The following is a 7,377-nucleotide window of genomic DNA, read 5'->3' as shown; positions in this document are numbered from 1 at the left end:
ACGGATTTGTGCCATAGGTTAGTGTCTTTGGTTGTAGTTAAAAACTATGGCAGAAGACACTAAACCATGGCACAAATTCTGCACGGGTTACAGCCCCATAGCGAGAAGCCACATATGATGTGGCTTCTCGAAACACATGTGGCTTCTCAGGCCTCAATCCCAAAATAAGGATATTACTTAAATCGCCTTATTTTTTCTTTTAATAATTTGGATAGCTTAGTCCATAATTCTCGCTTCGGTTTTTTCTCTTCATCAAGCCCAAAAGCACTGAGGCGATACGTTCCATACATTTTCCATTCCCCGTACTTACTCCAACTAAAGAGGCATAGAACCCAATAAACAGGAAAGAGGTTATAAACAAATAGAATTACCGGAATAATAAATCGCCAAATCGGCCTTTCCCGAAGCGAAAACCCTGGATAATATATCCATTCACGATACTCACTCTTTGAGAAAGCGAAACGTACTCGACGCCTATTCGCGACGTATCTTGAAAAAGAACCAGCTAGCTCTTCTCCCTTTGAGCTAGTCTCTGCGATACGTATTTGAATACAGTGATATTCAGCATCCATTTCTCCATGTTCTACAGAAAGAAGGGTCAAAACATAACCGAAGATATATGCAGTAACCACAAAAGAAAAAACATTAACAAAAAAATCTTGCTTATTTTTTACGTCTTGAAAATACTCAATAAGTATCACAGTTAGCCATATTGCAATAAGAACAGAGAAAATATGTTCAAGAGTCTTCACAGACCTAGATTTAAGCCAGGGCCACAATGTGAAGAAATCGATTTTCTTACCTAGTAGAATTACATAAGGGATGTTCAGAATTCGCTTCTGTACATGAATATCAGGACAGGCAGAAATTACTTTCCGTTCCCATATAGCTCGCTGAAGAGCAGCCTTTCGGGATGCTTTAATTTCTTTGTATTCCTTTTCGGAACCTTCGAAACTATTGCCCCTCTCAAATTCCATGAGATTTTTATATTTCTCAGATGCTTCAACCCATGTTATATAACGAGTTAGCTCTGGTGGTGTTCCTTGTTTGGAAAGCTCAATCTGTTGCGTTGTCCGACGAGCTGTCAGCCAAACGCCGATAATAGCAATCAGCGAAGCAATAACGGTCGCGGAGGCGGGGATAATAGCCTTCCAAATATCCGGATCATGGGTCCAATGCCAGAGATAATCCCAGCTGAATCCTTCAGCTAGCACCTGCTCTAACAGTAGTTGGTTCGTCATCAGTGATTGTTCCTTTCTTACACCTTTGTTTCCCACTTATCACAGAGAAAATTTATTATCTCTGAATTCTTCCAACAATTTTACCCAAAGAAAAATTATATATACTTCAATAGATTATCTATGTTAAGACTTCCCAAATAAATATAAATTCTCAATATACACCTATTAATAGATAAAATTTAATCACATGAAGATAAACTCCTTCCTTCATTCAATCCTTTATCCCCGTGTTCAGATTTATAATCAGAGTAAATTTTTTCAACGTCTAACATCAAATAATAAAAATATGGAATAAGCAAATAATTCGGCTCCTCACTCGGTTCACCACCCGAATTACAGATAGATTCCTTAAACTCTTGCATCATACAAGCTCGAATTTCACACTCGATAGATATCTGCAGAATACACTTAATTTTAAAGAAAAAGATGTATAGAAAAAATATAAGCACAGAATCGATCAAAACTATAGTAATAACTTCATTTCTCCAAACATGGTACTGCGGGTCCACTGTGAAAGCAATGTACAAAAGATACCCAAAAACAGAAGCCACCGGTACGATCAGAATTATTCTTAGTACCCACACATTTAAACCACTAAATCCATAGAAATCGACCCACTCACGAGCTTTCTCTTGTCTCGGAAGGTATTTCATCCTAGACTTATATACCCCTTTATACACGTAATTAACATCCAAGAATAAGAATATTGATTCCCAGGCAAAAATTATAAATATTAGACCTAAATTCCAGTCAGCCCCAATATACTGGAAAGATAAAATTGACGAAACGGCCCCTGAAATACACAAGATGAACAGCAACCCATAAACCATTTTAATAATGGATGTATTCCAAAGAAATCCACTGAGATTGGTTTTAAATCTAAACCCAGAGTATGAATATCGCGATGGAAAGAGAGGATTTCTTCTCTGAGAGTTACCAATAAACTTATCCTTAAGATTTTTTGTGAAATAGCCTTTCTCCGGATAGTTAAAAGCTTCTTCAGCTAAACAGTAAGCCTTTAAGGCGGAGTGATTATCACGAACTACACCCTGGTTATATTTACGAATCTTAGAAACATTATGAATCAAAATATCTGTTTCGCTGTATGTCAACATTAAAGCAGAAGAAATAGTGACCCATGCAAAGAATATAAGAATCCATAAAGGCATTTCTCCATATCTCGATAAATCCATATCTGCTGGCACCATCAACCTGCACCATTCAGGGCACTCTCTAGGTAGAAAAAACCACTCTGGGGCAAATGATTCGCCTTTGAGATACCCAGCAAGAAGACCATGCCAAAAGCTGATTATAAACGCCACAAAAATAATAAATCCGACAATTTTCACAAACTGTCGATATGCGGCACGCCGAGCTTCAGCGTATACACCTTCAGCCCCGTCTGCATATTTCCCAACACTTACATACAGGCTTAAAAGAATACTTGCAATGGATACAATAATACCCACACGAAGATCAAATACATAATATGGGATATTAAAATACGCAGAAATTATCCCATAAGATAAATCAAAAGTTCTATTAGATGAAAAAATAAACGTTGCCCCAATTATTACTAACGGGAAAAGATAAGCAATCGAGACAAGAATAATTAGTACTCCCGGCATCAGAAATACGTTATTCGTAAGCATCTTTTTCCGTTTTTCTTCGTGTTCTTCGCCCCAGGTGTTGTTGACCTCGTCAATAACTTCTTGGATTTTCATCGGTGATTGTTCCTTTCCTACGTCTTTGTCGGTGGGTTATATACAAGAAAAGCGGTGACCCCCGCAGGCCTGTGCCCATTACGCACCAGCCTGCGGGGTTCATCATCATGTTCTACTCACCCAGGAGGGTCTTCGGGTTGACCGGAGTACCCGTACCCTCCGCCAGGTGCTCAATACGCTTCAGGATCAGGCCCTCACGCAGCGCCCACGGGCACACGCGCATCGTCTCAACCCCAAACGCCTCCATCGCCGCCTCCGCAGCGATAGCACCCGCCAGCATCTGCTCCGCACGCGCCTTCGAAACACCCGGCAAATCGCTACGCTCCTCCACAGTCATCGCCTCCATGCGACGAGTCCACAGGCGCAAATCCTGCAAATGCATCTCACGCTTCACATGCGGGCCCGCCGAATACGGCGCCGCACCACAAATACGCGCCAACGAACGGAACGTCTTCGACGTACCCACCGTCATATCCGGCGCACCATAACGCAACAGATTCTCCGCCACCGGGGCAATCTGCTCACGCACATACTTACGCAGACGCTTCACCTGCTTCGGGCTCGGCGGCTGCTCATCAAAAAACTCACGCGTCAGACGGCCCGCACCCAACGGCACGCTCATCGCCGCATCCGGCAACGCATTCGTACCCGTCGAAAACTCAAACGAGCCGCCACCAATATCAAAATCAAGGATGCGGCCCGCACCCCAGCCCTGCCAGCGGCGCACCGCAAAGTACGTAATCGCCGCCTCCTGATCACCCGAAATACCGTTCAGGCTCACGCCGGTCTGCTCACGCACCTGATGCAGCACCGCCGCACCATTACCCGCCTCACGGATAGCGCTCGTGGAGAACGCCAGCAGGTCCTCCGCCTCATTCTCGATCGCGAAATCACGGGCGCTAGTCACGAAGCGGGTCAGCGCGTCCGCACCCTCCTGCGAAATATTGCCCTCAGCGTCGAGGTACTGCACGAGCTGCAGCGGAATCTTGTGCGACGCGTACGGTTCGGGGCGTGCTCCAGGGCTGCCGTCAATCAGTAGCAGGTGGACCGTATTCGACCCGACATCCAGAACTCCCAGGCGCACGATGCGCTCCCCTCCCCCGCCCCGCGGCGGGATATTGTCTGTGTGCGGTACCGCAGGTGCGGCGCCTCTTCCAGTCTGTCAGAGGCGTGGCTCACTCCGCAAACAATCCGGGCGGATGCCCAGCATCAGCACAGCGCAAGCCTAAAAACGCGCCGGGCACCATTTCCCGGGCTTGCATTCTCCGGGCACGCCAAAGGCGCAGGAGGCGCCCCTCCCCCACACGGGGGTTTCGGGACGCATCCTGCGCCTTCAGATAGAAGAGCTACTCGGCGGTCTTCTTCGCCGCGGTCTTACGAGTGGTCGTCTTCTTCGCGGTAGTAGACTTTGCAGTCGTCTTCTTAGCGGTAGTCTTCTTAGCCGTGGTGGTCTTCTTCGCGGCGGTCTTACGCTTGACCGGGCCCTTCGCACGCTTGTCAGCCAGCAGCTGCACCGCACGCTCGTGGGTCAGCGACTCGACCGACTCCGCACGCGGAACCGTAATGTTCGTAATACCGTCGGTGATGTACGGGCCAAAGCGGCCGTCCTTCACCACGATCTTCTTCTCACTGACCGGGTCCACGCCCAGCTCAGCCAGCGGAGGCTTAGCCGCCGCACGACCGCGCTGCTTCGGCTGGGAGTAAATCTCCAGCGCCTGCTCCAGCGTAATCGTGAAGATTTCGTCCTCGCTGCCAATCGAGCGGGAGTCCGTGCCCTTCTTCAGGTACGGGCCAAAGCGGCCATTCTGCACGGTAATCTCCACGCCCTCAGCGTCGGTACCGAGCACGCGCGGCAGGCTCATCAGCTGCAGTGCCTGCTCCAGGGTCACGGTCGCCAGGTCCATGGACTTGAACAGGGACGCGGTGCGCGGCTTGGCGGGCTTGGGCTTCTTCTTCGGCTTGGGCTTGCCGTTCTTGTAGTATTCGGTCGGTTGCGCGTCCAGGTACGCCTGGATCTGCTCCTCGGTCATCTCTTCGATGACTTCGGTGACGTAGGGGCCGTAGCGGCCGTCGCGTGCCACAATCTGGTTGCCGGAGACCGGGTCCACGCCGAGCACGCGGCCGTCGGACTTGCCCTGTTCGAGCAGTTCGCGTGCCTTCTCTTCGGTCAGTTCGTCCGGTGCCAGGTCGGCGGGTACGTTCGCGCGGATCGGTTCGGTCAGTTCGCCGGTCTCGGTGTCGAGGGTGCCTTCGGCTTCCAGGTAGGGGCCGAACTTGCCCACGCGCAGCACAATGCCGTCCGCAATCGGGATGGAGTTGATGCTGCGGGCGTCAATCTCGCCGAGGTTGTCGACGATGGGCTTCAGGCCGCGCTTGGAGCCGCCGCCGAAGTAGAACTCGCCCAGCCATTCGACGCGGGATTCTTCGCCGCGTGCGATGCGGTCGAGGTCTTCTTCCATCTGCGCGGTGAACTCGTAGTTTACGTAGGGGCCGAAGCTGGATTCGAGCAGGCGCACCACGGAGAACGCGATCCAGGACGGAATCAGCGAACCAGAACGAACGTTCACGTATCCGCGGTCCATGATGGTCGAAATAACCGCCGCGTAGGTGGACGGGCGGCCAATGCCCAGCTCGTCCAGGGTCTTCACGAGGGACGCCTCGGTGTAGCGCGGGGGCGGCAGGGTCTCGTGGCCGGCGGGTTCAATCGCCTCGGCGGTCAGTGCCTCGCCGGTGGTCAGGTTCGGCAGGCGCTTCTCAGCGTCCTTCGCCTCACGCTCAGCCACGCGGGATGCGTCAACGCCTTCCTCGTAGGCGGCGAGGAAGCCGCGGAAGGTGATGACGGTACCGGATGCAGCGAACTCGGCGTCCTGGCCGTTAGATGCCACGGCGCCCAGGCGCACGGAGGCGGTGGAACCGGTCGCGTCAGCCATCTGGGAGGCGACGGTACGCTTCCAGATCAGTTCGTAGAGGCGGAATTCGTCGTTGGACAGGGAGCCGCGAACAGCGTCCGGGGTGCGGAAGGTGTCACCGGCGGGGCGGATTGCTTCGTGGGCTTCCTGCGCGTTCTTGCTCTTGGAGGTGTACACGCGCGGCGCGGAGGGCACGAATTCTGCGCCGTACAGCTCGGATGCCTGGCGGCGTGCGGCGGAGATTGCCTGCTCGCTCAATGCCACCGAGTCGGTACGCATGTAGGTGATGTAACCGTTTTCGTAGAGGCGCTGCGCCACCTGCATGGTCACGCGGGAGGAGAAACGCAGCTTACGTGCGGCTTCCTGCTGCAGGGTGGAGGTGGTGAACGGCGCTGCCGGGCGGCGCTTGTACGGCTTGGTCTCAACGGAGCGTACCGAGAACGCGGCGGACTGCAGGGCTGCGGCGAGCGCGCGGGCAGCTTCCTCGTTCAGGTGGGTGACCTTGGAGGTGTTGAGGGTGCCGTTGTCGGCGAAGTCCTTGCCGGTGGCGATGCGGTTGCCGTCTACGGCGACCAGCTTGGCGTCGAAGCCTTCGGAGGCTGCAGTCAGGAAGCGTCCGGTCAGGTCCCAGTAGTTGGCGGCGACGAATGCCATGCGTTCGCGTTCGCGCTCAACCACGAGGCGGGTTGCGACGGACTGCACGCGACCTGCGGAGAGGCCGCGGCCGACCTTGCGCCAGAGTACGGGGGAGATTTCGTAGCCGTAGATGCGGTCGAGGATGCGGCGGGTTTCCTGTGCGTCGACCAGGTGCAGGTCGATGTCGCGCAGTTCGCCGAAGGCACGCTGAATGGCTTCCCGGGTGATTTCGGGGAAGGTCATGCGGTAGACGGGTACCTTGGGCTTGAGGACTTCCTTCAGGTGCCATGCGATGGCTTCACCTTCGCGGTCACCATCGGTTGCCAGGTAGAGCGCGTCTACTTCTTTAAGCTTGCGCTTGAGTTCGGCGACCTTTTTCTTTTTGTCGGGATTGACCACGTAGTAGGGTTCGAAGTTCTCTTCAACGTTGACAGCGAACTTACCGACGGGGCTCTTTTTGAGGTTTTCGGGCAGTTCGGAGGGCTGCGGAAGGTCGCGGATATGGCCCATGGATGAGTCGACAAGGTAGTCCTCGCCGAGGTAGCTGCTAATGGTTTTGACCTTGGAGGGAGACTCCACAATCAGCAGGGCTTTTCCGGTCTTTGCCTGAGCGGGCACGGCACTCCTCTATCTGTGTGTTGAAAAGCTACGTATTCAACCATAACCTACGCTGGCCCTTGTGGGCGCCGACAGGGTGTGGTGTACGTGGGGTGAGGTGATCGGGGGGGGTGTAGTTTATGTTGGGTTGATGTGGTGCGCTCGGTGCGTTTCATGCGGCGAGCGCGCGGTGACCCGGCACTGGGCGAGCTGGCACGGTTCTAGTTGATGAGGACCGGGCGTGTTGAGCTTGCACGAGTGCGCAGGGTA

At 52.7% G+C, this 7,377-nt stretch carries 4 protein-coding genes; all 4 read right to left on the bottom strand.

Annotation, left to right across the window (positions count from 1 at the left end; all coding sequences use genetic code 11):
- Nucleotides 1-173: 173 nt before the first annotated feature.
- A complete protein-coding gene (locus HMPREF2894_RS01320) occupies nucleotides 174-1,241 on the bottom strand; it encodes a hypothetical protein (RefSeq protein ID WP_070677519.1) in 1,068 nt (355 codons plus the stop codon).
- Nucleotides 1,242-1,420: 179 nt separating this feature from the next.
- On the bottom strand, nucleotides 1,421-2,965 hold the full coding sequence (locus HMPREF2894_RS01315) for a hypothetical protein (protein WP_070634903.1): 1,545 nt from the start codon (nucleotides 2,963-2,965) through the stop codon (nucleotides 1,421-1,423).
- Nucleotides 2,966-3,077: 112 nt separating this feature from the next.
- Nucleotides 3,078-4,049, bottom strand: a complete 972-nt coding sequence (locus HMPREF2894_RS01310; RefSeq protein WP_049358931.1) for a Ppx/GppA phosphatase family protein — start codon at nucleotides 4,047-4,049, stop codon at nucleotides 3,078-3,080.
- Nucleotides 4,050-4,311: 262 nt separating this feature from the next.
- On the bottom strand, nucleotides 4,312-7,128 hold the full coding sequence (gene topA, locus HMPREF2894_RS01305; RefSeq protein WP_070677517.1) for a type I DNA topoisomerase: 2,817 nt from the start codon (nucleotides 7,126-7,128) through the stop codon (nucleotides 4,312-4,314).
- Between the last annotated feature and the right edge of the window lie 249 nt (nucleotides 7,129-7,377).

It is taken from the genome of Rothia sp. HMSC066G02, assembly GCF_001813145.1.
Taxonomy (GTDB): Bacteria; Actinomycetota; Actinomycetes; order Actinomycetales; family Micrococcaceae; genus Rothia.
Note: the sequence above shows the minus strand (reverse complement) of the source record. Positions and strands in the feature narration are given on the sequence as shown.

Bases quoted from the DNA above. Each gene is read 5' to 3' on its own strand.
- HMPREF2894_RS01320 (WP_070677519.1), bottom strand. From the start codon at position 1,241: ATGACGAACCAACTACTGTTAGAGCAGGTGCTAGCTGAAGGATTCAGC.
- HMPREF2894_RS01315 (WP_070634903.1), bottom strand. From the start codon at position 2,965: ATGAAAATCCAAGAAGTTATTGACGAGGTCAACAACACCTGGGGCGAA.